This window comes from Parvimonas sp. D2 (assembly GCF_035282635.1).
In the GTDB taxonomy this organism is placed as follows: domain Bacteria; phylum Bacillota; class Clostridia; order Tissierellales; family Peptoniphilaceae; genus Parvimonas.
Map to the genome: position 1 here is coordinate 96,487 of NZ_JAYKBO010000004.1, position 26,961 is coordinate 123,447.

Consider the following 26,961-nt stretch of genomic DNA (forward strand, 5'->3'; position numbering starts at 1 on the left):
TGTGAAACCATCAATATTAAACAGAATAAAATCAAACTGGACGCTGAAGCGTCTAGGTAAAGTGGCAATGACAGTGGCTTTCACACTTGTGATTGCCATTTTTCTTTTAGCCATGATGGGAACAGTGGTTCAAGCTGCGGGCTTGGTAGATGATACAATCAATGTGGCAAATGAGTACAGCCGATACCCACTTGAAAACTATCAACTGGATTTTTATGTTGATAATAGCTGGGGCTGGCTACCGTGGAACTGGTCGGACGGAATTGGAAAACAAGTCATGTATGGCTTATATGCCATTACCAATTTTATTTGGACAATCAGTCTTTATGTTTCCAATGCGACTGGCTACTTAGTTCAAGAAGCCTATTCCCTTGACTTCATTTCTGCTACAGCAGATTCCATTGGCAAGAATATGCAGACCCTTGCAGGAGTTACGCCTAGCGGACTATCAACAGAGGGATTCTATGTTGGATTCCTCTTACTCTTGATTTTGGTTCTTGGGGTTTATGTTGCCTATACAGGACTGATAAAAAGAGAAACTACAAAAGCGATTCATGCCATTGTGAACTTTGTCATGGTATTTATCCTATCAGCTTCCTTTATTGCCTACGCTCCCGACTACATTAAAAAAATCAATGATTTTTCATCAGACATCAGTCAAGCCAGCTTATCACTTGGCACAAAAATTGTCATGCCCCATTCCGATAGTCAAGGCAAGGACAGTGTGGACTTGATACGTGACAGCCTATTTTCCATACAGGTTCAACAACCGTGGCTACTGCTTCAATACAACAGTTCAGACATTGAAAGTATTGGTGCTGACCGTGTGGAAAGTCTACTTTCAACCAGTCCAGACAGTAATAATGGAGAAGACAGAGAAAAAATTGTAGCAGAAGAAATCGAAGACAGAAACAATGTGAACATGACGATTACAAAAACTATTAACCGCTTGGGTACAGTCTTCTTTCTCTTTGTATTCAATATCGGGATTTCTATATTCGTATTCCTACTAACAGGAATCATGATTTTCTCGCAGGTGCTTTTTATCATCTATGCTATGTTTCTGCCTGTGAGCTTTATTTTAAGTATGATTCCATCTTTTGATGGTATGTCGAAACGAGCCATTACTAAACTCTTTAATACCATTTTGACACGAGCTGGAATCACGCTGATTATTACGACAGCCTTTAGTATTTCAACCATGCTCTATACCTTATCGGCTGGTTATCCGTTCTTTTTGATTGCCTTTCTACAGATTGTGACCTTTGCAGGAATCTACTTCAAACTGGGCGATTTAATGAGTATGTTTTCGCTTCAAAGCAACGATTCTCAAAGTGTGGGAAGTCGTGTGATGAGAAAACCTCGTATGCTTATGCACGCTCATATGCACCGCCTACAGCGTAAACTTGGACGCTCCATGACAGCTTTAGGTGCTGGCTCTGCCATTGCCAGTGCTACAGGAAAACAAGGACAGTCGGGTAGTTCTGGTAGGACACAAGCAGATCACACCCGTCCAGACGGACAGGAAAAATCAACACTTGGAAAACGTATCGGACAAACAATCGGAGCAGTTGCTGATACCAAAGATAAAATCGTTGATTCTGCTGGTAATCTCAAAGAACAGGTTAAGGATATTCCGACCAATGCAAGATATGCAGTGTATCAAGGAAAATCCAAAGCAAAAGAAAATGTTCGTGACCTAACTTCCAGTATTTCTCAAACCAGAGCAGACAGAGCCAGCGGACGCAAGGAACAGCAGGAACAAAGACGCAAAACCATTGCAGAGCGTCGCTCTGAAATGGAACAGGTCAAACAGAAAAAACAGCCAGCTTCTTCCGTTCATGAAAGACCAGCTACTAAGCAAGAACAATCTCATGATGGACAGACCGCAAAACAATCTTCTGTTCAGGCTTTACGCATGGAATCTCAACAAGCCAAACAGGAGCGTCCAGCAGTTAAGTCCGATTCTTCAAGTTTAAAAGCGGAACGTCAAAACCGTACTACACAAGAAAGAACAGTTCAAAAGCCAGCAACTTCAACTACACCAGCAGACAGAGCTTCACAACGTCCAGTCACAAAAGAGCGTCCGTCTACTGTTCAAAGAGTTCAAAGTCAAAACCTTAGAAATAGACCACCAATAAAATCCGCCACTATCAAGAAAGGCAGTAAGAAACCATGAAACTGAAAGCTTTAGTGATTGGTGGTTCTGGGCTATTCTTGATGGTCTTCTCACTACTTCTGTTTGTTGCCATTTTATTTTCAGATGAACAAGATGGCGGTTTTTCAAACATTCACTATGGCGGTGTGAATGTTTCCGCAGAAGTGCTGGCTCATAAGCCTATGGTAGAAAAATACGCTAGAGAATATGGCATTGAAGAATACGTCAATGTACTGCTTGCTATTATACAGGTGGAATCGGGCGGTACTGCCGAAGATGTTATGCAGTCCTCGGAATCCCTTGGTCTACCACCCAATTCATTGAGTACAGAAGAATCCATCAAGCAAGGTGTGAAGTATTTCAGTGAATTATTAGCCAGTAGAGATAGGCTCGGTGTGGATTTGGAATCGGTTATCCAGTCCTACAATTATGGCGGTGGCTTCTTAGGGTATGTGGCTAATCGTGGAAACAAATATACCTTTGAACTGGCTCAAAGTTTCTCTAAGGAATATTCAGATGGCGAAAAAGTGTCCTATCCCAATCCAATAGCCATACCCATCAATGGGGGCTGGCGATATAACTATGGCAATATGTTTTATGTTCAGCTTGTTACGCAGTATCTTGTCACAACTCAATTTAATGATAATACGGTACAAGCCATCATGAACGAAGCACTGAAATATGAGGGTTGGAAGTATGTCTATGGCGGAGCTTCCCCGACTACTTCATTTGATTGTAGCGGACTGACACAATGGACGTATGGCAAAGCTGGGATTAAATTACCACGAACCGCACAACAACAATATGATGTGACCCAACATATCCCACTATCCGAAGCAAAAGCCGGCGATTTGGTTTTCTTTCATTCTACCTATAACGCTGGCTCTTATATTACTCATGTTGGGATATACCTTGGCAATAACCGTATGTTTCATGCAGGCGACCCAATCGGTTATGCCGACTTAACAAGCCCCTACTGGCAACAGCATTTAGTAAGAGCAGGACGAATCAAACAATGAGAAAGGAAGATTTAATGATGAAATTCAGAAAAAATCAGAATAAAGAAAAACAGATACCAAAGGAAAAGAAACCTCGTGTCTACTATAAGGTCAATCCTCATAAAAAGGTTGTGATTGCCTTGTGGGTACTTTTAGGGCTTAGTTTCAGCTTTGCGATATTCAAGCACTTTACAGCTATAGATACTCATACTATTCACGAAACAACTATCATAGAAAAGGAATACGTTGATACTCATCATGTAGAAAATTTTGTAGAGAACTTTGCGAAAGTCTACTATTCATGGGAGCAATCCGATAAGTCCATTGATAATCGAATGGAAAGTCTAAAAGGCTATCTGACAGATGAACTTCAAGCTCTCAATGTTGATACAGTACGCAAAGATATTCCTGTATCGTCTTCTGTAAGAGGATTTCAGATATGGACGGTAGAGCCAACTGGCGACAATGAGTTTAATGTAACCTACAGTGTAGACCAGCTCATTACAGAGGGAGAAAATACAAAGACCGTCCACTCTGCTTATATAGTGAGTGTCTATGTAGATGGTTCTGGAAATATGGTACTGGTTAAGAATCCGACCATTACCAACATACCTAAGAAATCAAGTTATAAACCAAAAGCCATTGAAAGTGAGGGGACGGTTGATTCCATTACAACCAATGAAATCAATGAGTTTTTAACGACGTTCTTCAAGCTCTATCCTACAGCGACAGCCAGTGAACTTTCCTACTATGTGAATGACGGGATATTAAAACCAATCGGAAAAGAGTACATCTTTCAAGAACTGGTAAATCCTATTCACAATCGTAAGGATAATCAAGTCACGGTATCGCTGACAGTGGAGTATATCGACCAGCAGACCAAAGCAACGCAGGTATCTCAATTTGATTTGGTACTTGAAAAGAACGGGAGTAATTGGAAGATTATAGAATAACAAATATTGGTACATTATTACAGCTATTTTGTAATCACGTACTCTCTTTGATAAAAAATTGGAGATTCCTTTACAAATATGCTCTTACGTGCTATTATTTAAGTATCTATTTAAAAGGAGTTAATAAATATGCGGCAAGGTATTCTTAAATAAACTGTCAATTTGATAGTGGGAACAAATAATTGGATGTCCTTTTTTAGGAGGGCTTAGTTTTTTGTACCCAGTTTAAGAATACCTTTATCATGTGATTCTAAAGTATCCAGAGAATATCTGTATGCTTTGTATACCTATGGTTATGCATAAAAATCCCAGTGATAAAAGTATTTATCACTGGGATTTTTATGCCCTTTTGGGTTTTTGAATGGAGGAAAATCACATGAAAATTATTAATATTGGAGTTTTAGCTCATGTTGATGCAGGAAAAACTACCTTAACAGAAAGCTTATTATATAACAGTGGAGCGATTACAGAATTAGGAAGCGTGGACAAAGGTACAACGAGGACGGATAATACGCTTTTAGAACGTCAGAGAGGAATTACAATTCAGACAGGAATAACCTCTTTTCAGTGGGAAAATACGAAGGTGAACATCATAGACACGCCAGGACATATGGATTTCTTAGCAGAAGTATATCGTTCATTATCAGTTTTAGATGGGGCAATTCTACTGATTTCTGCAAAAGATGGCGTACAAGCACAAACTCGTATATTATTTCATGCACTTAGGAAAATGGGGATTCCCACAATCTTTTTTATCAATAAGATTGACCAAAATGGAATTGATTTATCAACGGTTTATCAGGATATTAAAGAGAAACTTTCTGCCGAAATTGTAATCAAACAGAAGGTAGAACTGTATCCTAATATGTGTGTGACGAACTTTACCGAATCTGAACAATGGGATACGGTAATAGAGGGAAACGATGACCTTTTAGAGAAATATATACTTGGGAAATCATTGGAGATATTAGAACTCGAACAAGAGGAAATCAGAAGATTTCAGAATTGCTCCTTGTACCCTGTTTATCACGGAAGTGCAAAAAGCAATATAGGGATTGAGCAGCTTATAGAAGTGATAACAAATAAATTTTATTCATCAACATACAGAAAGAAGTCTGAACTTTGCGGAAATGTCTTCAAAATTGAATATTCGGAAGAAAGACAACGTCTTGCATATGTACGCCTTTATGGCGGTGTCCTGCATTTGCGGGATTCGGTTAGAATATCGGAAAAGGAAAAAATAAAAATTACAGAAATGTATACTTCAATAAATGGTGAATTATGTAAAATTGATAAGGCTTATTCCGGGGAAATTGTTATTTTGCAAAATGAGTTTTTGAAGTTAAATAGTGTTCTTGGAGATACAAAGCTATTGCCACAGAGAGAGAGAATTGAAAATCCGCTCCCTCTACTACAAACAACTGTTGAACCGAGTAAACCTGAACAGAGAGAAATGTTGCTTGATGCCCTTTTGGAAATCTCAGATAGTGATCCGCTTCTACGATATTACGTGGATTCTACGACACATGAAATTATACTTTCTTTCTTAGGGAAAGTACAAATGGAAGTGATTAGTGCACTGTTGCAAGAAAAGTATCATGTGGAGATAGAACTAAAAGAGCCTACAGTCATTTATATGGAGAGACCGTTAAAAAATGCAGAATATACCATTCACATCGAAGTGCCGCCAAATCCTTTCTGGGCTTCCATTGGTTTATCTGTATCACCGCTTCCGTTGGGAAGTGGAATGCAGTATGAGAGCTCGGTTTCTCTTGGATACTTAAATCAATCATTTCAAAATGCAGTTATGGAAGGGATACGCTATGGTTGCGAACAAGGATTATATGGTTGGAATGTGACGGACTGTAAAATCTGTTTTAAGTATGGCTTATACTATAGCCCTGTTAGTACCCCAGCAGATTTTCGGATGCTTGCTCCTATTGTATTGGAACAAGTCTTAAAAAAAGCTGGAACAGAATTGTTAGAGCCATATCTTAGTTTTAAAATTTATGCGCCACAGGAATATCTTTCACGAGCATACAACGATGCTCCTAAATATTGTGCGAACATCGTAGACACTCAATTGAAAAATAATGAGGTCATTCTTAGTGGAGAAATCCCTGCTCGGTGTATTCAAGAATATCGTAGTGATTTAACTTTCTTTACAAATGGACGTAGTGTTTGTTTAACAGAGTTAAAAGGGTACCATGTTACTACCGGTGAACCTGTTTGCCAGCCCCGTCGTCCAAATAGTCGGATAGATAAAGTACGATATATGTTCAATAAAATAACTTAGTGTATTTTATGTTGTTATATAAATATGGTTTCTTGTTAAATAAGATGAAATATTTTTTAATAAAGATTTGAATTAAAGTGTAAAGGAGGAGATAGTTATTATAAACTACAAGTGGATATTGTGTCCTGTATGTGGAAATAAAACACGATTAAAGATAAGGGAAGATACTGAATTAAAAAAATTCCCCCTCTATTGTCCGAAATGCAGACAAGAAAATTTAATTGAAATAAAGCAGTTCAAAGTAACTGTGATTACAGAGCCAGACGCAAAGACGCAGAGCCGATAAAATGAGATTAATACAATCTCATTTTATCGGCTCTTTCCGTTATGTATGGATTCTTTTAATTAGTCTTCGATGTTTCTTGCTTCGTTGATACCGCTGGCTAAAGATTCCATTAAGGATAGTTCTTTGTCTGTAAAGCTATCCATGTATTTCTCTATCTGTAATCGTCGGGTGCTTTTTACCAAGTTATTAGCAGGTAAGAAAAATTCATCAACGGAAACATGAAGTAACGATACAAGGTCATAAAGAACTTGTATGCTGGGGTGTTGCCCTTTATTTTCAATATTAGTTAAGTACCGTGGGTCAATTTCAATCAATGCTCCCACTTGTTCACGAGTTAAACCTCGTTTCAATCGAGCTTCTTTAATGGCTAAACCAAAGGCTCTAAAATCATATTTATCTTCTTTTTTACGCATAGTAGACCACCTCTATACATTTTATTGTTCCTACTGAATTAAAAACAGGTATAGAAAAACGTGTTATATGGTTTATAGGTTTATATTTAATAAAAAGCACTACTAAACGCCAATAAAAAAAACCGTTGTTTGGTAGTGCTATTTGTGCTGTAAAAACGTAATTCTCACTTTCAAATGGCGGTTCGTTGGAGGTCGAAGTTGCCATGAGATATATTACATACAATCTTATTCCTGTTACTGGGTTCTTATCAAAAAAAGTTATCCACCAGCAATAGATAAATACGTCTATCGATGTGGTTTTATACATCATATAGCAAGAACAATTAAAGCATATAAACAGATAAATCAATCTGTCTATGTGCTTTTTTTGTATCTATGGATAATTTTTAAAGTTTTTTCAATTCTTAATGCAACAAATCCCCCTTTCACATTGGGAGTAAGAGTGAAAGGAGATAAAAGAGCAAAGCTCACTTCCTTTCAAAAGAAAGGGGGTGAGAAACATGAAACCATCTTCTTTTCAAGAGAGAATTGAACATCAGTTTGATTTTATCTGTATGCGAGCTATGGACGATGAGCGGAAGAATTATTTCCTTTATCTTTCAAGGCTGGCAAAGCGTGAAGTGTCCTTTTCGGATATTGGCGAATATCTCGTCAACCAATTTGCGACGACAGACAGCTATTCATCTGATTTTCAAATTTTTACGCTCACTGATGTTTCGGTTGGTATCGAAAATGATTTATTGAGTGAAGCACTAAAAGAATTGCCAGACAAGAAGCGTGAAATCCTACTGCTGTTCTATTTTATGGACATGAGCGATTCAGAAATAGCGGATTTACTGAAATTGAACCGCTCTACTGTCTATCGGCATAGAATGAGCGGACTAGCCTTAATCAAGAAGTTTATGGAGGAGGAAAACGAAGAATGAGAAAAGAATATTCCAGAATTCCATTCCCATTGATTGTAAAGGCTTGTGATGGCGATACAGAAGCGATTAACCAGATTCTACATTATTACAGAGGGTACATTGCTAAACGCTCTCTACGGTTGATGAAAGATGAATATGGCAATCAAAGTATGGTCGTTGATGAGGTCTTACGTGGACGAATGGAAACCAGGTTGATTACAAAAATCCTGTCATTTGAGATTGAGTAGCACCGATTTATCTCTCTTTTCGTGGAAGTGCGGACGAGCTTTCCATACTTCCCGATTGGGGAGGTTTGTTATTCCATCAAAGCATATTGTCTTTCAGTATGTTTTGATAGGCTGACAAGCCATCTGTTCTTTGAAAACTGAATAACAGCAGTCGAATACATTTCGATAAGAAAAGAGCCAACGGAGCTGACCGCCATGACCTGCCCTGTAAAGATAGCGAGCGATTCATGTCAGTGATCCGAGAAGTAATCTTTAGCAGGATTGCCAGCGAAGACATTCTTATCGTAATAATGATACTCCTGTATCGTCATAGTCCGAGCGTTAAAAGCGTCGCAGGCAATGAGTACAGTTGGACGAGAACCGTGCAAGGGTGGAACTCCCGTGAGCTTTGCTAAAGCTGTTCGATTGCTTGTAAAACTACTTTTATGAAATCTAACGTGTGATTGGGAAAGGAGGATTTTATGAAGCAGACAGATATTCCTATCTGGGAGCGTTATACCCTGACCATTGAAGAAGCGTCTAAGTATTTCCGTATTGGCGAAAATAAGCTCCGTCGTTTGGCAGATGAAAATAAAAATGCTGATTGGCTGATTATGAATGGCAATCGTATTCAGATAAAGCGAAAACAGTTTGAAAAAATTATTGATAAATTGGACGCAATCTAGCGTCGCCAAAGGGTCTTGGATATGATAAAATAGCATTAAGTCGTATCAAGGCTCTTTCCATTTTGGAAAGGAGCGAAAGCCATGTCAGAGAAAAGACGTGACAATAAAGGTCGCATTTTAAAGACTGGGGAGAGCCAACGAAAAGACGGAAGATACTTATATAAATATGTAGATTCATTTGGAGAACCGCAATTTATCTACTCATGGAAACTGGTGGCTACAGACAGAGTACCAGCAGGAAAGCGTGATTGTGTTCCTCTTCGGGAAAAAGTTGCGGAGCTACTGAAAGACATTCATGATGGCATTGATGTTGTAGGAAAGAAAATGACACTTTGTCAGCTTTACGCAAAGCAGAATGCTCAAAGACCCAATGTGAAGAAAGGCACGCAAACTGGACGGAAATATCTGATGGATATTTTGACAAAGGACAAGTTAGGTGCAAGGAGCATAGACAGCATTAAACCGTCTGACGCTAAAGAATGGGCGATTAGAATGAGTGAAGATGGATATGCTTATCAAACCATCAATAACTATAAGCGTTCTTTAAGGGCTTCATTCTATATTGCGATTGAAGACGATTGTGTTCGGAAGAATCCCTTTGACTTCCAGCTAAATACCGTCATTGATGATGATACTGTTCCTAAAGTCGCATTGACAACGGAGCAGGAAGAAAAGCTGTTATCCTTTGCGAAAGCTGATAAGACCTACAGCAAGAATTATGATGAAATCCTGATACTCTTAAAAACGGGTCTTCGTATTTCAGAGTTTGGCGGTCTGACACTTCCAGATTTGGATTTTGAAAATCGTCTTGTCAAGGTAGACCATCAGTTACTACGAGATACTGAAAATGGATACTACATTGAAACTCCCAAGACTAAAAGTGGCGAACGACAAGTTCCTATGGTTGAAGAAGCCTATCAAGCGTTTCAGCGAGTGCTGGCGAATCGGAAGAACCGTAAATGTGTTGTGATTGATGGTTATAGTAATTTCCTTTTTCTCAATGGGAAAGACTATCCTAAAGTGGCAAGTGATTACAATGGTATGTTGAAAAACCTTGTCAAGAAATACAATAAATATCATGAGGATAAGCTACCCCATATCACTCCACACATTTTGCGTCATACGTTCTGCACTAACTATGCAAATGCAGGAATGAACCCAAAAGCATTGCAGTACATTATGGGGCATGCGAATATAAACATGACGCTGAACTATTACGCACATGCTACATTCGATTCTGCTATGGCAGAGATGAACCGCTTGGAAAAAAAGAAACAGCAGGAACGTCTTGTTGCTTAGTAGTACAGATGAATTTACTACTAATTTACCACTTCTGACAGTCAATTCATGAGGAAATATATAAGGAAACGTGAAGTATCTTCCAACAGTAAAAATGCTCGAAGCCCTTTAGAATAAGGATTTGCGAGCATTTAATGAGATTTAAAAGGATAATTAGAAATCTATGTTTTGTTTAAATATAAAAAGTAGGCTAAATGAGAGCCTGCTTATTATGCAGGAAGTGAACTATCAGTTATTCACAGACAGCGTTAAAGATGAAATAGTATTAACATCAAATATTAAAGATGATTATGTTTTAGATACTTGGCTAAAAGATATGGAGTTGAAAAATATCAGTGATAGGAATCCTCACACCTTGTCAGGAGGACAAAAACAGAGAGTAATTATCTTATCCGCTTTACTATCCGACAAGAAAATTCTATTTTTCGATGAACCAACCAGTGGATTGGACTATAGAAATATGAAAATAGTAGCTAAAAACATAAAGAAAGTAAAGGAAGAAGATAAGTTGATTTTAATAATATCCCATGATGTTGAGTTTTTAGAGTCAGTTTGTGATAAAGTGATTGATTTCACGTATTTATGAAAATGCATATATTAGTAAATTACAAGAGGGACATATGATAAAAACGCAAGAAAAACGAGAAGTTATGAATAGTATTTTTTATAATATTCCATAAAATAAATTTTATAATAGATTTTTTTCATTTTAGAGGACTTTTTATGCCTATGTGCAGAAGTCCTCCTTTTTTTGTCTAAAAACGCAGACAAAAAAAGAAATGGAGGAAATTAAATGCCAAAAGAATATTACCTTTATGTCAACGGACAAAGGGTTAAAGTCAGCGAGCAGATATATAAAGTCTACTGGCGAGAAAAAGAACACGAAAAGTATTTAGAGCAGGTGGACAAGAAAAACCACTTGCTCTTTTTTTCATCGTTGGATCATGATGGACATTATGTAGATAATATTGTCGATGAAAGTGTTGATGTAGAAAAGATTGTTGAAACACAGATGATGATTGAAGCAGTCAGAAATGCTATATCAAGACTCAATGCAGAAGAAAGAGATATTATTGAACGCTTGTATTTCAATGATGAAACGGTTCGTTCAGTGGCAAAGCTTAAAAGTATTACACATCCAGCCTTAATCAAAAGAAGAAACAAAATTCTTGAAAAGCTGAAAAAATTCATCGAAGAACTTTAAAACTTCGGTAACCAAAGGGGTCAAATTTTCCTTATGTAAAGTGAAGGGGAGTTTGACCTCCTTTACTTTCTTCGGTAAGAGATACGCCTGCTTATGGCAAATAGGAAAATGTAGAGAAAACAATCCCTTTCAAATATTGTTCTTTGACAACTGAATAGACCAAGGTAGGACTTTATCTGCTTGTGGAGAATTATGACTTACGCCAAGACCTTTCTGCTGAGAGATTTCAGTTTTATGAATACTGGTTAAACCAAGGAAATAAGAAAGTGAGCGACAAATAAGATTACATAAAAAACAGATGTGGCAGTCTGTTCGTTGATACAGGCGGTGATAATGATACTTCAACAGTTTATGCCGGCTCGTCTTGAATAAGGGGCGGAGGTGAGATTCCTATGTTGTCAGCCAAGACACCTACCAATGTCATAAAACTTAAAAAAGAAAACAACAGGGAAAGGAGTTTTCTAATGAATGTAGAAGAATTAGCAAGATATAAAAACATGTCAGCGGAAGAGATAGACAGGAAAATTGTCCCTGATATCGAAGATATAAAAGATAAGAAAAATGCAGAGCCGCTTTCCATGTACTTTATGAAAGTCGGAAATGTCATTGTTAAATGTAGCTATGCAGAGAATGGAAGAAGTTTGGAGGATTGTTTTCTGTCATATCTAAAAAAGAAAGCAATGCTGCTTGATTAAAAATATGATAAAAGGGGCAGACTTTTTTACAAATCTATGGTATAATACTAACCAAATAGGGATACAACTTCATAAGAGCTGAAAGACTCCAAGTTATCATATTTCTCCTTAAAAAAGAATATGAAAGTTTGGAGGTTTTGTTATGTCTAAAAATAATTTAGATACAGATGTTCTCAAAGTTGCCATGTATCTCAGATTATCACAAGATGATGAAAAATATGATAAAGGCTTTAAGGTGGAAAGCAACAGCATTTCCAACCAAAGACTTCAGATTAATGACTTCATTGATAAAAATGAGGATATGGAGCTGATAGAAGAATATGTCGATGACGGATATTCAGGTATAAACTTTGAAAGACCGGCATTTAAGAAAATGATGGAAGATGTCATCACAGGGAGAATTAACTGCATTGTTGTAAAAGACTTATCCAGATTTGGCAGAGATTATATTGATAGCGGAAGATACCTGCAAAGAGTATTTCCCTCTCTTGATATAAGATTTATTGCCCTAAATGATAATTATGACAGCTATACAGCCAGTGAAACGGAAAAGAACTTGGTCATTCCGTTTAAAAGCTTCATCAATGACAATTATTGTAGGGATACTTCCGCAAAGGTCAGAAGTGTCTGCAAGGTAAAGAGAAAACAGGGACAGTTTATATCAAACTATGCTCCTTACGGCTATGAAAAAGATAAGGAAGATAAGCACAAAATAGTAATTGATAAAGAAGCGGAATATGTGGTGCGTAAAATCTTTTCAATGAAGCTTGAGGGGTACAGCTCCTACTCTATTGCCAAACACTTAAACGATAATGGAATCCCATCACCGATGGAGCATAAAAAGGCAAAGGGAATAAGGTATAAGACAGGCTTCAGCACAAAGGCGGTTGCCAAATGGGATACGCCGGCAGTTAATCGTATTTTAACCAATGAAATCTATATCGGAACACTGCAACAGGGAAAACGGGAAAAGATAAACTATAAGCTGGATAAGGTGGTTTCCAAGGATAGAAGCGATTGGATTGAAATCGAGGACAATCATGAAGCTATTATTGATATTTATGACTTTGAAATTGCCCAAAAACTTTTGAAATGTGATATAAAGGCAAAAAATGTCGGAGAGAAGGCGGATTTGTTTTCAGGTCTTTTATTTTGCAAGGACTGTAATGCTCAGATGACAAAGAAAGTCGATAAGAGAGGGAAAACTCCCACTATTTACTATATCTGCTCCCAGTACAACAAAGGAAAAGAGTGCAGCAGGCATTCAATCAAACAGGAAGAATTAAAGCTAAGCGTACTTGAGATGATTTGCCATTATATCAACTCTCTTGGGAAGTATGAAAGCATTTCAGAAGAGATAAGAGAAATGGAAGTATCTTATGAGCTTTTTCAGAAAATAGATAAAAGATAGGAGTATACCAAGAAAAGCAAGGCAAAGTTTGAACTTTTAAAATCGGCTCTGTATCAGGACTTAAAAGAAGGAATCATTTCTGAAGAAGAATTTTACGGTATGAGAGAGTTTTATACAAACCGTATCGTAGAAAGCGAACTGATTTTAGAAAAGCAGAATAAAGAAATTTCAAGACTCTATCAAAAGAGTTTGGGAAACAAAAACTTCCTGTCAGATATTAAAAAGTACAGGAATATAAGCACCTTAGAAAGAGGGCTTCTTGTAAGACTTGTCGATAAAATCTATGTTTTGGAAGAAAAAAGGATAGAAATCCATTTTAACTATGATGAAACTACAGATATACTGGATAAGTTAAGCGACTACACAAAGCAATCCTCCGAGCTGATGAAGGAGGTGGTGTAGATGGCAAGGACAGCGAACAGGCGGGCAAAAGCGGAAGAAGCTCTGTTAAGCAAAGAAAGCGGAAACAGTTTTCAAACAGCGATTTACACAAGAATATCAAGAGATAAAAAAGAAAAGCCGAGTGATTCCATTGAAAATCAAATTGCTCTTTGTGAAAGTTATATAAAGAAAAATGATGGTCATAATTTGGTTGGAATATATAAAGACATCGCAAAGACAGGGACAGAATTTGAAAGACCTGACTTTGAAAAACTTGTGGGAGAAGTAAGGACGGGAAAAGTCAACTGCATTATTGTAAAAGACCTATCCCGCTTTGGAAGAAATTATACGGAGCTTGGAAACTTCATTGAAAAGATATTTCCGTTTCTTGGAGTAAGATTTATTGCGGTTAATGACAATCTGGATACCTTTCACATGGAAGATCCCAATAAATCTCTTGAGGTAATCTTGAAGAATATTGTAAATGAAACTTATGCAAAAGACATTTCAAAGAAAGTATCAAGCTCTCATCAGATGAGGATCAAACAAGGCGGATTCATCTGTGGTGCGGCTCCTTATGGCTATACAGCAAGAAAAGATGAAGATGGAGTAAGACGGTTATATGTTGATGAAAATACAGCTTCCATCGTAAAAGAAATTTTTGATGCGTATTTGAAGGGATTTAGTACACTTGATATTTCAAAGTTACTGTTTGAAAAGAAAGTATATATAGCAACTGATTATAGGAAGTTTGGAAAAGCTAAAGCTGATGAAAATGAGCTTATAAGAGCTTGGATTCCGACAACAATATTACAAGTGCTTAAAAATCGTGTATATACAGGAACACTCATTCAAGGCAGAAATCAAAAGCATTTATTTGAAGGGAAAAAGAGAGAAAGGCTTGACGAAGAACATTGGACAATAACAGAAGATGCCCATGAAGCAATTATCTCGCTTGATACATTTGAAAAGGTACAGGAGAAAATTTCCTCAAAATCTAATTCCATTAAAAATAGCAGAAAAGAAAATAAGAATGCTAAGGATGATACAGTATTTAGAGGAAAACTATATTGTGGAATTTGTAAGAGAAAAATGAGCGTACACATGCAAAAAAGCGGTAATAAAACTGTATTTTATTTTAGCTGTAATCGGTTCAGAGAATTTACAACAGAAAAATGCGGAACATCTATTACAGAGGCTACTCTTGAAAAAACTGTTAAAGCAGCCTTTGAAGCTATTCTTTTAAGTAACAGTAAAAGTTATAAGGCTTATCTGAATGCTTATGACAATCTTAAAATAGAGATGGATAAGAAAAAGGAAAAAGAAATAACTGAAATTGAAAGAAAAATTTTAGGCTTTAGCAGACTTCAAAGTGAGTATTATGAAAAATATGTTTTGGGCAAGTGGAGTAAAGAAGATTTTGAAAGGGAAAAAGGACTTCTGGGTAAAAAGAAAGCAGAACTCGAAATCCTAAAAGAAAGACAAGTTGCTATCTTTGAAAAAGAAGTATTTGAACTTGAAGAAAGGCATAAGTACCTTACAGCACTTTTTAAAGGTAAAACAAAGAAATGGGATAAAGACTTTGTAGATAGCATCATTGATAAGATCTTTATAGGGAAAGATAACACAATAGAAATCAAATTTAATTTTGAAGAAACTCCTGTGATTACTGAAAAACTCGGTAGAAAGACAAGGAGGAGCTGATATGAATACAGTAGATTTTTATTTAAGACTTTCCTTAGAAGATGACGATTTAAAAGACGAAAGTAACAGCATTACTTCCCAAAGAGAAATCTTAAAGAACTATATCAGTTCAAGAGAAGAATTTACTGGAGTGAAGATAAGAGAACATATTGATGATGGCTATACCGGAACAAATTTTAATCGTCCTGCATTTCAAAAGATGATAGGTCTTATGAAGAAAAATGAGATAAGAACTATTCTTGTAAAGGATTTATCACGATTTGCAAGAGATTATATTGAATCCGGAGCATATATTGAGCAGATATTCCCTTTTATGCAGGTTCGTTTCATCTCTGTGAATGACAATTATGACAGTAATAACAATGAGAATGGAATCAGCAGTTTAGAAATTCCTTTTAAGAATCTTGTCTACGACTACTATTCCAAGGACATTTCACAAAAAATCAGTTCATCAGTAAGAGTAAGACAGGATAGAGGGTATTATTTCGGTTCAAAAGCACCGTATGGGTATGTAAAAGATGAAAAAGACCATCATCAGCTACTTGTCGATGATAGAGTGAGAAACATCATTGAAGAAGTCTTTGAAAGATACCTGAGTGGAGAAAGTATGCTTTCCATTTCTAAAGATTTTAATCATAGAGGTGTTCTGACGCCGGCAAAACATATAGGGCTTAAAAGAGGAAGTGGAGTATGGACAGGACAGATTATTAGATATGTTTTAACACAAAGAGTTTATACAGGAGCTGTTGTTGGTGGAAAGACAAGGGTACAGGAAGTTGGTTCTGATAATAGAAAATGGGTTGATAGCAAAGACTGGATAATTAGAGAAGATATGCACGAAGCTATTATCTCTAAAGAAGATTTTGGTAAGGTTCAGGATATGCTAAACAGCAATGCAAAACTAATCAGTAGAGAGCGGAAGCATTTTCATATTCTTCAAGACAAAGTCTATTGTGGTAAGTGCTATCATAAAATGACTTATACAGTTAATTATGGAAAAACAGATGGATATTGCTGTCCCTATCGGTACAAAGCAAAAGACTGTGGCTGCATGAAAGGGAAGATAAAAGCAGAAACACTGGAAGATATTGTTTCAGAAGAGATTAAACTTTATACAGAGAGCTTTCTTGAAAAAGAACAGACAAGAAAGATTGAGCATAAAGTTATGGAAAGCATTTGTGAAAGCCTGCTTTACAGGAAGAAAAGACTGGAAGCGGAAAAGCAAAAGATTCAGGTTTCCAAAATGCAGCTTTATGAAAGGCATAAACAGGACGAAATAGATAAGGAAGCATATTTATCAAAGAAAGAAGATTTAAGCAAAAAACTTAAAAATACAGAACAGGAAATAGCCATCATTACGGACAAGATAAAAGAAAATACATCTTCAGGACATAACCTTAATGTTGATAAGCTAAGAGAAGCGGTTACAAAAGGAGAGCTTGTTTTAGACTGGATCAACGAAGTCATAGACAGGATTTATGTTTATGGTAAAGACAAGGTGGAGATTATTTGGAAATTTGAGAAAGGGAATGGAAAAGATGGATAAAAAAGACGAAATTATGCTTGTAAGTCATGAATCCCTTGTAAAAAAGATTTATATTATTAGGGGACAAAAGGTTATGCTTGACTTTGAATTAGCCGAAATCTATGGATATGAAACAAAGCGATTTAATGAGCAGGTTAAAAGAAATATTGAGAAATTTGATGAAGACTTTATGTTTCAATTAACGGATGAGGAAGTATCTGAACTTTCAAGGTCGCAAAATGCGACCTTGAACAAGAGTGCAGGAAGAGGTAGTAATATTAAGTACAATCCTCATGCTTTTACCGAGCAGGGAATCTATATGCTGATGACAGTTCTCAAAGGAGAGCTTGCAGTCAAGCAGAGTAAAGCCTTGATTCGCACTTTCAAGCAAATGAAAGACTACATCGTAGAAAATCAAGGGTTGATTGGGAAAAGAGAGTTTTTGCAGCTTTCGATGCAGATTACAAGTAATGTCGTGGAAATGCAGGATTTAAGACGAGATTTAAGAGATGTGGAAGATCAGGTAGCAGAAGTGGTGGATACCTTAAATAATGTGGTGCATAAATCGGAGCTGTCGGAGCTGATTCTTGACCTTAGCAATCCACAGCTCAAATATGGATTTTTACTCTTGAACGGACAGCCGATCGAAGCAAATCTTGCTTATAAAGACATTTATAGCATAGCGAAAAAGAGTATCTATATCGTCGATAACTATATCGGAGTGAAAACTTTGGTCTTGCTAAAAGATGTTCCTTCATCGGTAGAAGTCATTATATTCAGCGATAACATCGGCAAAGGACTTCATACCCTTGAATATCAGGATTTCTGCCAAGAATACCCATTTAGAAAGATAACATTCCAAAAATCCAGTGGAGAGTTTCATGACAGATACATCATTATCGACTGGAATACCGAACATCAACGAATCTATCATTGTGGAGCGTCTTCCAAAGATGCAGGGCAAAGAATCACAAGCATAACGGAAGTGGTCGATCAGATGATTTATACCGACCTCATCAATAATCTCTTGAAAAATCCGGTGTTGCAGTTAAAATAGAAGTGGAAAATGGATTGGAAATTTGAAAAAAATATGTATCCAATACTTGACACAAGGGTGTAACGTAAATATGAGATAGCCAAAGTTATGGAAATGGCAGGGAAAGTTTAAATAGAAACATACTATAATTTCGTAGGGTAGTCAAAATTTTTACATTGAGACGGCGATTAAAGTCTTGATTTAGAGTGTTGAAAAAGTTATTATAATATTACAAACTCTAATAGAGTTATTTCTGTATTTTGATTAGCAGTTATGCTATAATATAAAAAAATTACAAAACTAATTATAAAAACTATTTCTTATGTATTATTTGATACAGCAGTATGATAGTTTTAGGAGGTTGTCCAATGAACGAATTTAATAAGTACAAAATACTAAGTGCAGGAAAGGCATTTGGACATAGGGCTAAAATTGCTTTATTATTACTTGATAGCAGTACAGCTTATGAAGAACTTAAAGAGGAAGCTGCACAAACTTCAGTTGCAGGAAGTTATGATTGTGTAGGTGGTTTTCCTGCAGAAATACTTGAAAGAATAATAATTGAATTGATATGCTGTGATACATGGTATTTGCCTGACAATGTAAAATTTTGGGACAGGCGTTTTGGCAGTCTGTTTGAGACAAAGTTTTTTTGTTATGATAATGATGTAGAAACTTGGAGTAAGATACTGAATAAATTCTTTGTAAAGCTACAGTGGATGCCAAAAAGAGAAGATTATAGTTCAACAAAAAGTTTCAATAATGCTTGGGTATATTTTGCAGAACTTTTAGCAGTTGTAAAAGAAAATAATCATCCTGAATTCAATGATTATTATGAGATTGCAATTAAAAATGGGATGAATGAAGCGGTATTTGAAAAAAAGCTAAAAAAGTTATCTGAAATAAAAGAGTCATTTATTAATGTTTAGATAAATTAAGTTTGGAGTTAGAACAGGGTGTGTTGTAGTAGCAGTTATATTTTCCTATTGCACTAAGTCGTTTAACATATATAGGAGATATATTAAAATGGATATTTTATTTTTACAAGTAGTTTTATATTGTTTATTATTCACATTATTAGTTGCTTTATCATTTAGAGGTAATGCGATTAATATTATATATTTTTATCCCAAATCCGTTATAGATAAGGTTGTTGAATTTGGTTATACAGATTATAAAACAGTTAAAAGAAATAAGGTTATATTTTATTCTTTATTTATTATTTTAATGTTTGGAAGTTTGATACTAATTGTTGGATTGTGGAATAAAATCAATGATTTTAAACAGGCATTTATTCAATTAAATATTTTTCTTCAATCTTGGAATATCTTTGATGGAGCGGTTATGGATATTTTATGGACTAAGAACAGCAAAAATTTAAAAATCAAAGGCATAGAGGATAGTGAATATATACCTAGTGTTTTAGATGTAATTAAAAAGAGAATTATTTTTATTCCTGTTTTATTTTTAGTGGCTTTAATTTTAGCTAAAATCATTGTACTTATATATTAAATTATTTGGCAGTATATAATGAATAGTTTGTTTTAAACTGAATCAATAAGATCATAGAAAAGATATACTTTTATGATTAGAACAAGATTAAATATTATTGATAGTTTTTTAAAAAATATAATAGTAATATAAAGCGCAAATATTATTGGATGTAAATTGAAAAATTATGAATCCATTACTTTACAAAAGGATGTAATGTAATTTCTTTCTTTAATAATTCTTTAAATGCATTAGTTAGTTTAAATAGCAACATACTGTAATGTAAATCAAAATCCTGAATAGCATTTAGCGATTCTTCTGAGAGTTTAAATAGAAACATACTATAATGTAAATTCTAGTATTGCTTTTTCTAAATTATCTAAATCAGGGTTTAAATAGAAACATACTGTAATGTAAATCATATCTCATAACTGAGTGTCTTCTGCCTTGTAAGGTTTAAATAGAAACATACTGTAATGTAAATAATTGACATATCCGTTTTCTTTTATCGAGCCTGTTCGTTTAAATAGAAACATACTGTAATGTAAATTTTTATTTGACTTGTAGCACTTTTAGGTTCTAAACGTTTAAATAGAAACATACTGTAATGTAAATCTTTATCTTCGTCAATAATAAGATGTTTATCTTTGTTTAAATAGAAACATACTGTAATGTAAATAAGTTGTTGCAATAGTTCCCTCTTCAATTTTTAGGTTTAAATAGAAACATACTGTAATGTAAATTTTTGTATTAAAAGTTGTAGTTTGAGTACTAAAAATGTTTAAATAGAAACATACTGTAATGTAAATATTTTCGGGATTAGTAATTGGACTAGTTCCATTCTTAGTTTAAATAGAAACATACTGTAATGTAAATCAAAATTATCTTTTTCTCTTTTATCAACTTCAGCTTTGTTTAAATAGAAACATACTGTAATGTAAATAAAGAAAGTTTTATCAATCCCGACAAAAAAAACTATAGTTTAAATAGAAACATATTGTAATGTAAATCAAGATGGCATAAACTTAAACCTAAATAATGATTTGTTTAAATAGGAACATATTGTAATGTAAATTCTGAATTTACACAAATTTCTATGCTTATGCTTTCTGTTTAAATAGAAACATATTGTAATGTAAATAACGTTCCAAAATGTACCATTATTTATCCAATTACGTTTAAATAGAAACATACTGTAATGTAAATTTTAGTCTTTTAGTTAAAGCTATTGTTCCTAAATAGGTTTAAATAGAAACATACTGTAATGTAAATATAAGCACATTATCAACTTTTATTTCTTTATCTGCAAAGTTTAAATAGAAACATACTGTAATGTAAATTTTAAATGATATTCTCCTTATCCTTTTGTTTTTAAAGATTAATAAAGAAACATATTTTAATGTTCTATCAAAAAATAGTAAAATAAAAATTAGATAAAATTCTTTTTCCTTAAAGATTATTAAAAAAGTATTAAATTTTTTTTAATTATTTGCAAAATTTTATACAAATCGTTATAATATATGTATTACTTAAAAGATTTTAAGTTTTAAATTAATGTTATTTTTTACAAAATTATTTATGTAATTAATAATATTTAAGGAGGAAAAATGAAAGCTATATTATTTGATTTGGATGGAACTTTGCTTCCTTTGGATGAGAAATTATTTGTTGATATTTATTTTACAGAATTGGCAAAAGTATTTTCTGCTTATAATATTGAAAGTAAGAAACTTGTTGAAACTATTTGGACTGCGACAGGTGATATGATTAAGAATGATGGAAAGAAGACGAATGAAGAAGTTTTTTGGGATAGATTTGAAAGTTGTATAGATGCTGATGTGTCTAATGTTAAGGGATTACTTGCAGAGTTTTATGCTAATGAATTTTTTAATAAAGTTAAGAAGTCTTCAACTGAAAATAGTTTGGCAAAGGTTGCTGTTGAACTTGCAAAGAAGAATGGGAGAAAGGTGATTCTTGCTACTAATCCAGTTTTTCCTGAGGACGCCTTAGTTAGATTGAAATGGACAGGACTTGATATTGACGATTTCGATTATGTTACTCATTATAGTAATAGTTCTTTTTCAAAGCCAAACCCAAAGTATTATTTAGATTTATGTGAAAAATTTGATATTGAACCAAATGACTGTTTAATGATTGGAAATGATGAAAGAGAGGATATTTTTGCTGCTAGTTCTATCGGAATGAATTGTTATTTGGTAACTGATTATTTAAATACTGCGCCGGATTGTGAAATTAATTGTGAAAAGGGAAGTTTTGAAGACTTAATTGAAAAATTAAAAACTCTATAATTTTATTATTTATAAATTAAAAAGACAACAATTTGTTTGAATGGTTGTCTTTTTGTTGTTTTTAATTAAAATTTTAAAAATTCAATCATATGGGGCTTTAGGAAATCTCCAGAGCAATTGTATCTAAAGATACAATTTCCCCGTCAGACCTACTATTGTTTACAAGTAAACAAAGTTAGGGCTAGATTAACTTCACTCAGCTTCGCTTTGTTACGCTCGAGATGACGTGTGGGGGAGATATTCTTTGCATAGTAAAATGACGTGAATTATTTCACTATTATACAAAGATCTACTATTGTTTACAAGTAAACAAAGTTAGGGCTAGATTAACTTCGTTTCACTTTACTCAACTACGTTCAAGATGACGTGTTGAGATGCGTTCGGAAGACAAAGCTCTTATTTCTTCTTGGCTATTAAGAATTTTATTTTTATTCCTAAGGATTTGAATTTATTTTCATATTCTGTTTCTATGTTTTTTGGATATTCAAAGTTTGCTAAGTCATATGTAATTAGTATTACTTCAAATCCGTTTTCGTTAAAGTATTCCAAACTTGCTTCGAATAAATCATCATCATCAGTTTTGAAATGTATTTCTCCTTCTTCTACGAGTAATTTATTGTATTTTGTTAAAAAGTTAGGATGAGTTAGTCTTCTTTTATGATGTCTTTTCTTTGGCCAAGGATTACAGAAATTTATGTAAATTCTGGATATAGAGTTTTCGTTAAATATCTCATCTATTTTTTCTATATTTGTAGGAATTGCTCGAACATTTAACAATTCTAAATCTCTAATTTTTCTTGTTGCATATACAATTGCATTTGTGTCCAAGTCCAATATACAGTAATTAATATCTTTGTTAATATCAGCAATTTCGCTTATAAATTTTCCTTTTCCACAACCAAGTTCAAGATTTATAGGATTGTTATTTTTAAATTCTTCGTTCCATTTTCCTTTTAAGTTTTCTGCATTGAATATTACTTGAGCATTTTCTTTCATTTCAGGAACTGCCCACCATTTTTTTCTAAGTCTCATAATTTTCCTTTCATAAAAATTTTTTATCGTTACAAATATTATATCATATTTTTCTATTTTATTATTATTTTATGAAAAAATTAAAAAATATTTTTTACTACTTGTAGTGATATTTTTATATCCACCAAAATATTTTTAAAAATACTACAAAACATACTATATATAGTAAAAAATAAAACTTGATTTCTATATATATTTTGTTTTATAATGGGTATAAATTTGCGGAGGTGATTTTATTGAGGATTATAAAGAGAGATTTATCAGAGGTATCATTTGATATTTCTAAAATAGAAAATGCAATTTATAAAGCATTTATTAGTGTTGGTGATGAAGATAAAAAGGTACTTTCAAAACAATTGGCACAAGAGGTTTTTGAAAGTATTTTACAAAATAAGGATGAAAATTCAAGTATAAGTGTTGAAGAAATTCAAGATTATGTTGAAAAAACTTTAACTAAGAATAATCATTATGAAACTTTAAAAAGCTATATTTTATATAGAGAAAAAAGAAATTCTTTAAGAAAGGAATTAAATTCTTTTAGAGAATATATTGAAGATGAAAATTTAATTGAAGTGCTTGCAAAAATTCAAAAAGATTTTTCAACAGAAGGTTATGAGCTTGACAGATTATTTAGAAAGTTCTTGTCTTTTGTTAAACCGAGTTCTACTTTGAACGAAAAAGTTGAGCTTTTAATAAAGGCATCTTCTGAATTGACTTCAAAGGAAAATCCAAATTGGGAATATATTTCTGCTAGAATTTATGCTTATAAAATTCATAAAGAGATTTCAAATTATGAAAAAGAATGGCATATTGTTGATTTTAAATCAAAGATACAAGCTTTAACAAAAGCTAATTTATATGGGGAATATATTTTAGAAAACTATTCAAGTAATGATATTGATGAACTTGAGAAGTATATAGATAACAGTAGAGATGAGTTATTTACTTATTCATCTTTAGATTTAGTATATAAGAGATATTTAATTTGTGATTCACATAAAAAAGTAATTGAAACAATGCAAGAAATGTTTATGGGTATTGCTATGCATCTTGCGATTCCTGAAAAAGATAAAGTTTCTTTTGCAAAAAAAGTTTATGATGTTCTTAGCAATTTAAAGGCAACTGTTGCAACTCCTACAATGTCAAATGCTAGAAAGCCATTCCATCAACTTTCTTCTTGTTTCATAGATACAGTTCCTGATACTTTAAAAGGAATTTATAGAAGTATAGATAACTTTGCCCAAGTTTCAAAACATGGTGGCGGAATGGGACTATATTTTGGAAAAGTTCGTGCAAGTGGTTCTGATATTCGTGGCTTTAAAGGTGTTGCAGGTGGAGTTATTAGATGGATAAAACTTGCAAATGACACAGCAGTTGCAGTTGATCAACTAGGGGTTAGACAAGGTTCTTGTGCTGTTTATTTAGATGTATGGCATAGAGATATTCCAGAGTTTTTAAATCTTAGAACAAATAATGGTGATGACAGAATGAAAGCACATGATGTTTTCCCTGCAATTTGTTTCCCTAATTTATTCTGGCGTTTAGCAAAGGAAAACATAAATTCTAATTGGTATTTATTCTGTCCACATGAAGTAAAAGAAGTAATGGGCTTCTGTTTGGAAGATTTTTATGGAGAAGAGTGGGAAGAAAAATACAGACTTTGTATTAAAGAACCAAGACTTGATAAAAGAGTTTTAACTGTAAAAGATTTAGTTAAACTAATTTTAAAGAGTCAAGTTGAAACTGGAACACCTTTTATTTTTAATAGAGATAATGCAAATAATGCAAATCCAAATTCACATAACGGAATGATTTACTCTTCAAATCTTTGTACTGAAATAATGCAAAATATGAAAGAAATTTTAGATGTTGAAGATAAAATTTTACAAATAGATGGAGAAGATCATGTTGTAACCGATGTTAAAGCTGGAGATTTTGTAGTTTGTAATCTTGCAAGTTTAGTTCTTGGAAATATTGACCTAAAAAATGATGAAGAAATGGAATTTGTAGTTTCTACAATGATAAGAGCATTGGACAATGTAATAGACTTAAATTACTATCCAACACCTTTTGCTAAAATAACAAATTCAAAATACAGAGCAATTGGACTTGGAACAAGCGGATATCATCATGCTCTTGTAAAAAATAAAATTATGTGGCAAACTGAAGAACATCTAGAATTTATGGATAAGGTTTATGAAAAAATAAATTATTTTGCTATTAAAGAAAGTTCAAAGATTGCTGAAGAAAAAGGAAGCTATAAATATTTTGAAGGTTCAGAATGGCAAAACGGAAAATATTTTGAAAAAAGAGAATATAATTCTAAAGAATGGATTGAACTTAAAGAAAAAGTTGCTAAAAATGGACTTAGAAATGCTTATCTTTTAGCTGTTGCTCCGACAGGTTCAACTTCTATTATTGCAGGAACTACAGCAGGTGTAGACCCTGTTATGATGAGATATTTCCTTGAAGAGAAAAAAGGTTCAATTATTCCAAGAGTTGCTCCTGATTTAACTCCAGAAACATTTTGGCTTTATGAAAATGCACATGAGGTAGATCAAACTTGGTCTATAAGAGCGGGTGGAGTTAGACAGAGACATATTGATCAAGGACAAAGTTTAAATCTTTATATAACAACAGATTATAAGATGAGTCAAATTTTAAACCTTTTGATTTTGTCTTGCGAAGTTGGTTTAAAGAGTATTTACTATATTAGAAGCAAGAGTTTAGATATTGAAGAATGCGATAGCTGTTCAGCATAGGAAGGAGATATTATGGAATTAAATAAAAAAGCTCTATTTAATGAAAATGGAGATATTGAATTATCAAAAAGAAAAATGATAAATGGAAATACAACAAATTTAAATGATTTTAACAATGTAAAATACACTTGGACAACAGAATGGTACCGTAATGCCATGAATAATTTCTGGATACCGGAAGAAATAAATTTATTTCAAGATTTAAAAGATTATAAAATATTGGATGAATATGAAAAAACTGCTTTTGATAAAGTTTTAAGTTTTCTTATATTTTTAGACAGTATTCAAACTGCAAATCTTCCATATATTGGAGAGTATATTACAGCGAATGAAATCAACCTTTGTCTTACTATTCAAGCTTATCAAGAAGCTATCCATTCACAAAGTTATGGATATATGTTAGATAGTATATGTTCTCCTGAAGAAAGAACAAATATTCTATATCAATGGAGAGATGACGAACATCTACTTGCAAGAAATAAATTCATTGGAGACTTATATAATGAGTTTCAAGAAAATAAAGATCCATACAGTCTAGTAAAGACAATGGTTGCAAATTATATTCTTGAAGGGGTTTACTTCTATTCAGGATTTATGTTCTTCTATAATTTAGGAAGAAATGGAAAAATGCCTGGATCTGTACAAGAAATCAGATATATAAATAGAGATGAAAATACACATCTTTGGTTGTTCAAAAAAATGCTTTTAGAATTACAAAATGAAGAACCGGAATTATTTACAGAAGAAAAAGTTGCTGTATATAAAGATATGATTAAAACAGGTGTAGAACAAGAAATTGCTTGGGGAAAATACGTGTTGGGAGAAAATATTCCTGGACTTACAATGCAAATGGTTGAAGATTATATAAAATATCTTGGAAACTTAAGAAGTACTGCTTTAAACTTTGGAAAACTTTATGATGGTTATGATGAAGAACCAGAAAGTATGAAATGGGTTAGTGAGTATTCAGATCCAAATGCAATAAAGACAGATTTCTTTGAAGCAAAACCTTCAGCTTATTCAAAAGCAAGTGTAATAGATGATGATTTAGATGATTTATAAAATATAAAAAATACTTAATTGATTTTTCAATTAAGTATTTTTTTTTTTGTAAAAATTTTGATTTTAACTATTGAAAAAATAAAAAATTAGTAGTATAATATTAACACAAATAAGAATTATTTGCATTA

General features: G+C 33.6%; 26 protein-coding genes and 1 CRISPR repeat array. Of the genes, 23 read left to right on the forward strand and 3 right to left on the reverse strand.

Annotated features, from left to right (window positions below):
• Position 1: 1 nt before the first annotated feature.
• The 6 genes from VJI77_RS05630 to VJI77_RS05655 all read left to right on the forward strand — a co-directional run bounded on the left by VJI77_RS05630 (position 2) and on the right by VJI77_RS05655 (position 6,691).
• Complete coding sequence (locus tag VJI77_RS05630; protein WP_007556404.1) at positions 2-2,179, forward strand: CD3337/EF1877 family mobilome membrane protein; 2,178 nt, start codon at positions 2-4, stop codon at positions 2,177-2,179.
• Positions 2,176-3,177, forward strand: coding sequence for a bifunctional lytic transglycosylase/C40 family peptidase (locus VJI77_RS05635; protein WP_234756654.1), 1,002 nt, complete (start codon positions 2,176-2,178; stop codon positions 3,175-3,177). The genes VJI77_RS05630 and VJI77_RS05635 overlap by 4 nt, the downstream gene beginning before the upstream one ends.
• The gene (locus VJI77_RS05640) at positions 3,174-4,109 is read left to right on the forward strand and encodes a conjugal transfer protein (protein ID WP_001224320.1); all 936 of its coding nucleotides are present in this window, start codon (positions 3,174-3,176) and stop codon (positions 4,107-4,109) included. The genes VJI77_RS05635 and VJI77_RS05640 overlap by 4 nt, the downstream gene beginning before the upstream one ends.
• A 274-nt stretch (positions 4,110-4,383) precedes the next feature.
• Positions 4,384-4,470: a tetracycline resistance determinant leader peptide gene (locus VJI77_RS05645; protein ID WP_011058339.1), complete on the forward strand. Its 87-nt coding sequence runs from the start codon at positions 4,384-4,386 to the stop codon at positions 4,468-4,470.
• Positions 4,471-4,485: 15 nt separating this feature from the next.
• Complete coding sequence (tet(M), locus tag VJI77_RS05650; RefSeq protein ID WP_000691725.1) at positions 4,486-6,405, forward strand: tetracycline resistance ribosomal protection protein Tet(M); 1,920 nt, start codon at positions 4,486-4,488, stop codon at positions 6,403-6,405.
• Between the two features lie 118 nt (positions 6,406-6,523).
• Positions 6,524-6,691, forward strand: a complete 168-nt coding sequence (locus VJI77_RS05655) for a cysteine-rich KTR domain-containing protein (RefSeq protein ID WP_000336323.1) — start codon at positions 6,524-6,526, stop codon at positions 6,689-6,691.
• Between the two features lie 59 nt (positions 6,692-6,750).
• Here VJI77_RS05655 and VJI77_RS05660 read toward each other — a convergent pair whose 3' ends face one another.
• The gene (locus VJI77_RS05660) at positions 6,751-7,104 is read right to left on the reverse strand and encodes a helix-turn-helix transcriptional regulator (RefSeq protein ID WP_001227347.1); all 354 of its coding nucleotides are present in this window, start codon (positions 7,102-7,104) and stop codon (positions 6,751-6,753) included.
• A 500-nt stretch (positions 7,105-7,604) separates the two neighbouring features.
• Here VJI77_RS05660 and VJI77_RS05665 point away from each other — a divergent pair, with 500 nt between their 5' ends.
• Both VJI77_RS05665 and VJI77_RS05670 read left to right on the forward strand, forming a co-directional pair.
• On the forward strand, positions 7,605-8,030 hold the full coding sequence (locus VJI77_RS05665; protein ID WP_000804877.1) for a sigma-70 family RNA polymerase sigma factor: 426 nt from the start codon (positions 7,605-7,607) through the stop codon (positions 8,028-8,030).
• The gene (locus VJI77_RS05670) at positions 8,027-8,257 is read left to right on the forward strand and encodes a helix-turn-helix domain-containing protein (RefSeq protein ID WP_001224508.1); all 231 of its coding nucleotides are present in this window, start codon (positions 8,027-8,029) and stop codon (positions 8,255-8,257) included. The genes VJI77_RS05665 and VJI77_RS05670 overlap by 4 nt, the downstream gene beginning before the upstream one ends.
• A 68-nt stretch (positions 8,258-8,325) precedes the next feature.
• Here the strand turns inward: VJI77_RS05670 and VJI77_RS05675 are convergent, their stop codons facing one another.
• Positions 8,326-8,454, reverse strand: a complete 129-nt coding sequence (locus VJI77_RS05675) for a hypothetical protein (RefSeq protein ID WP_258559368.1) — start codon at positions 8,452-8,454, stop codon at positions 8,326-8,328.
• Between the two features lie 264 nt (positions 8,455-8,718).
• On the opposite strand from VJI77_RS05675, the gene VJI77_RS05680 reads away from it, so the two are divergent.
• From VJI77_RS05680 to VJI77_RS05735, 13 genes are all read left to right on the forward strand, one after another.
• Complete coding sequence (locus VJI77_RS05680) at positions 8,719-8,922, forward strand: excisionase (protein WP_000814510.1); 204 nt, start codon at positions 8,719-8,721, stop codon at positions 8,920-8,922.
• A gap of 81 nt (positions 8,923-9,003) precedes the next feature.
• Positions 9,004-10,221 (forward strand): tyrosine-type recombinase/integrase, encoded by a 1,218-nt coding sequence (locus tag VJI77_RS05685; RefSeq protein ID WP_001291569.1) that lies wholly within the window; start codon positions 9,004-9,006, stop codon positions 10,219-10,221.
• Between the two features lie 211 nt (positions 10,222-10,432).
• Complete coding sequence (locus VJI77_RS05690; protein ID WP_001860239.1) at positions 10,433-10,807, forward strand: ATP-binding cassette domain-containing protein; 375 nt, start codon at positions 10,433-10,435, stop codon at positions 10,805-10,807.
• A 207-nt stretch (positions 10,808-11,014) separates the two neighbouring features.
• The gene (locus VJI77_RS05695; RefSeq protein ID WP_001123821.1) at positions 11,015-11,425 is read left to right on the forward strand and encodes a sigma-70 family RNA polymerase sigma factor; all 411 of its coding nucleotides are present in this window, start codon (positions 11,015-11,017) and stop codon (positions 11,423-11,425) included.
• Between the two features lie 392 nt (positions 11,426-11,817).
• On the forward strand, positions 11,818-12,120 hold the full coding sequence (locus tag VJI77_RS05700; RefSeq protein WP_000947346.1) for a DUF6870 family protein: 303 nt from the start codon (positions 11,818-11,820) through the stop codon (positions 12,118-12,120).
• Positions 12,121-12,262: 142 nt separating this feature from the next.
• Positions 12,263-13,531 (forward strand): recombinase family protein, encoded by a 1,269-nt coding sequence (locus tag VJI77_RS05705; RefSeq protein ID WP_442953978.1) that lies wholly within the window; start codon positions 12,263-12,265, stop codon positions 13,529-13,531.
• Between the two features lie 99 nt (positions 13,532-13,630).
• Positions 13,631-13,933 carry a DUF4368 domain-containing protein gene (locus VJI77_RS07830; RefSeq protein WP_442953979.1) on the forward strand — a complete coding sequence of 101 codons (303 nt, stop codon included), beginning with the start codon at positions 13,631-13,633 and terminating at the stop codon, positions 13,931-13,933.
• Positions 13,934-15,616 carry a recombinase family protein gene (locus VJI77_RS05710; protein WP_000124510.1) on the forward strand — a complete coding sequence of 561 codons (1,683 nt, stop codon included), beginning with the start codon at positions 13,934-13,936 and terminating at the stop codon, positions 15,614-15,616.
• A gap of 1 nt (position 15,617) precedes the next feature.
• Positions 15,618-17,162, forward strand: a complete 1,545-nt coding sequence (locus VJI77_RS05715) for a recombinase family protein (RefSeq protein ID WP_001098743.1) — start codon at positions 15,618-15,620, stop codon at positions 17,160-17,162.
• Complete coding sequence (locus VJI77_RS05720; protein WP_000413842.1) at positions 17,146-18,198, forward strand: ORF6N domain-containing protein; 1,053 nt, start codon at positions 17,146-17,148, stop codon at positions 18,196-18,198. Before VJI77_RS05715 ends, VJI77_RS05720 begins: the two co-directional genes overlap by 17 nt.
• A gap of 347 nt (positions 18,199-18,545) precedes the next feature.
• Positions 18,546-19,106 (forward strand): hypothetical protein, encoded by a 561-nt coding sequence (locus tag VJI77_RS05725; protein ID WP_323988682.1) that lies wholly within the window; start codon positions 18,546-18,548, stop codon positions 19,104-19,106.
• A gap of 97 nt (positions 19,107-19,203) precedes the next feature.
• Complete coding sequence (locus VJI77_RS05730; protein WP_323988683.1) at positions 19,204-19,689, forward strand: hypothetical protein; 486 nt, start codon at positions 19,204-19,206, stop codon at positions 19,687-19,689.
• 237 nt (positions 19,690-19,926) lie between these two features.
• A CRISPR array of direct repeats spans positions 19,927-21,008; the repeat unit is 30 nt; unit sequence GTTTAAATAGAAACATACTGTAATGTAAAT.
• A gap of 267 nt (positions 21,009-21,275) precedes the next feature.
• Positions 21,276-21,977, forward strand: a complete 702-nt coding sequence (locus VJI77_RS05735; protein WP_323988685.1) for an HAD family hydrolase — start codon at positions 21,276-21,278, stop codon at positions 21,975-21,977.
• A 396-nt stretch (positions 21,978-22,373) separates the two neighbouring features.
• On the opposite strand, the gene trmB is transcribed toward VJI77_RS05735, so the two are convergent.
• Positions 22,374-23,009, reverse strand: coding sequence for a tRNA (guanosine(46)-N7)-methyltransferase TrmB (gene trmB / locus VJI77_RS05740; protein ID WP_323988686.1), 636 nt, complete (start codon positions 23,007-23,009; stop codon positions 22,374-22,376).
• 236 nt (positions 23,010-23,245) lie between these two features.
• On the opposite strand from trmB, the gene VJI77_RS05745 reads away from it, so the two are divergent.
• Both VJI77_RS05745 and VJI77_RS05750 read left to right on the forward strand, forming a co-directional pair.
• Entirely contained in the window at positions 23,246-25,771 is a 2,526-nt protein-coding gene (locus VJI77_RS05745; protein ID WP_323988688.1) for a ribonucleoside-diphosphate reductase subunit alpha, read from the forward strand.
• 12 nt (positions 25,772-25,783) lie between these two features.
• Positions 25,784-26,833, forward strand: a complete 1,050-nt coding sequence (locus VJI77_RS05750; RefSeq protein ID WP_269720371.1) for a ribonucleotide-diphosphate reductase subunit beta — start codon at positions 25,784-25,786, stop codon at positions 26,831-26,833.
• The last annotated feature ends 128 nt before the right edge of the window (positions 26,834-26,961 follow it).

What these genes read in the sequence shown, in the direction of transcription:
- VJI77_RS05675 (WP_258559368.1), bottom strand. Translation starts at nt 8,454, where the DNA reads ATGGCGGTCAGCTCCGTTGGCTCTTTTCTTATCGAAATGTATTCGACT.
- VJI77_RS05640 (WP_001224320.1), top strand. Translation starts at nt 3,174, where the DNA reads ATGAGAAAGGAAGATTTAATGATGAAATTCAGAAAAAATCAGAATAAA.
- VJI77_RS05660 (WP_001227347.1), bottom strand. Translation starts at nt 7,104, where the DNA reads ATGCGTAAAAAAGAAGATAAATATGATTTTAGAGCCTTTGGTTTAGCC.
- VJI77_RS05645 (WP_011058339.1), top strand. Translation starts at nt 4,384, where the DNA reads ATGCTTTGTATACCTATGGTTATGCATAAAAATCCCAGTGATAAAAGT.
- VJI77_RS07830 (WP_442953979.1), top strand. Translation starts at nt 13,631, where the DNA reads ATGAGAGAGTTTTATACAAACCGTATCGTAGAAAGCGAACTGATTTTA.
- VJI77_RS05670 (WP_001224508.1), top strand. Translation starts at nt 8,027, where the DNA reads ATGAGAAAAGAATATTCCAGAATTCCATTCCCATTGATTGTAAAGGCT.
- VJI77_RS05685 (WP_001291569.1), top strand. Translation starts at nt 9,004, where the DNA reads ATGTCAGAGAAAAGACGTGACAATAAAGGTCGCATTTTAAAGACTGGG.
- VJI77_RS05750 (WP_269720371.1), top strand. Translation starts at nt 25,784, where the DNA reads ATGGAATTAAATAAAAAAGCTCTATTTAATGAAAATGGAGATATTGAA.
- VJI77_RS05730 (WP_323988683.1), top strand. Translation starts at nt 19,204, where the DNA reads ATGGATATTTTATTTTTACAAGTAGTTTTATATTGTTTATTATTCACA.
- VJI77_RS05665 (WP_000804877.1), top strand. Translation starts at nt 7,605, where the DNA reads ATGAAACCATCTTCTTTTCAAGAGAGAATTGAACATCAGTTTGATTTT.
- VJI77_RS05700 (WP_000947346.1), top strand. Translation starts at nt 11,818, where the DNA reads ATGTTGTCAGCCAAGACACCTACCAATGTCATAAAACTTAAAAAAGAA.
- VJI77_RS05715 (WP_001098743.1), top strand. Translation starts at nt 15,618, where the DNA reads ATGAATACAGTAGATTTTTATTTAAGACTTTCCTTAGAAGATGACGAT.
- VJI77_RS05695 (WP_001123821.1), top strand. Translation starts at nt 11,015, where the DNA reads ATGCCAAAAGAATATTACCTTTATGTCAACGGACAAAGGGTTAAAGTC.
- VJI77_RS05635 (WP_234756654.1), top strand. Translation starts at nt 2,176, where the DNA reads ATGAAACTGAAAGCTTTAGTGATTGGTGGTTCTGGGCTATTCTTGATG.
- VJI77_RS05680 (WP_000814510.1), top strand. Translation starts at nt 8,719, where the DNA reads ATGAAGCAGACAGATATTCCTATCTGGGAGCGTTATACCCTGACCATT.
- VJI77_RS05735 (WP_323988685.1), top strand. Translation starts at nt 21,276, where the DNA reads ATGAAAGCTATATTATTTGATTTGGATGGAACTTTGCTTCCTTTGGAT.
- VJI77_RS05720 (WP_000413842.1), top strand. Translation starts at nt 17,146, where the DNA reads ATGGAAAAGATGGATAAAAAAGACGAAATTATGCTTGTAAGTCATGAA.
- VJI77_RS05725 (WP_323988682.1), top strand. Translation starts at nt 18,546, where the DNA reads ATGAACGAATTTAATAAGTACAAAATACTAAGTGCAGGAAAGGCATTT.
- trmB (WP_323988686.1), bottom strand. Translation starts at nt 23,009, where the DNA reads ATGAGACTTAGAAAAAAATGGTGGGCAGTTCCTGAAATGAAAGAAAAT.
- VJI77_RS05705 (WP_442953978.1), top strand. Translation starts at nt 12,263, where the DNA reads ATGTCTAAAAATAATTTAGATACAGATGTTCTCAAAGTTGCCATGTAT.
- VJI77_RS05690 (WP_001860239.1), top strand. Translation starts at nt 10,433, where the DNA reads ATGCAGGAAGTGAACTATCAGTTATTCACAGACAGCGTTAAAGATGAA.
- VJI77_RS05710 (WP_000124510.1), top strand. Translation starts at nt 13,934, where the DNA reads ATGGCAAGGACAGCGAACAGGCGGGCAAAAGCGGAAGAAGCTCTGTTA.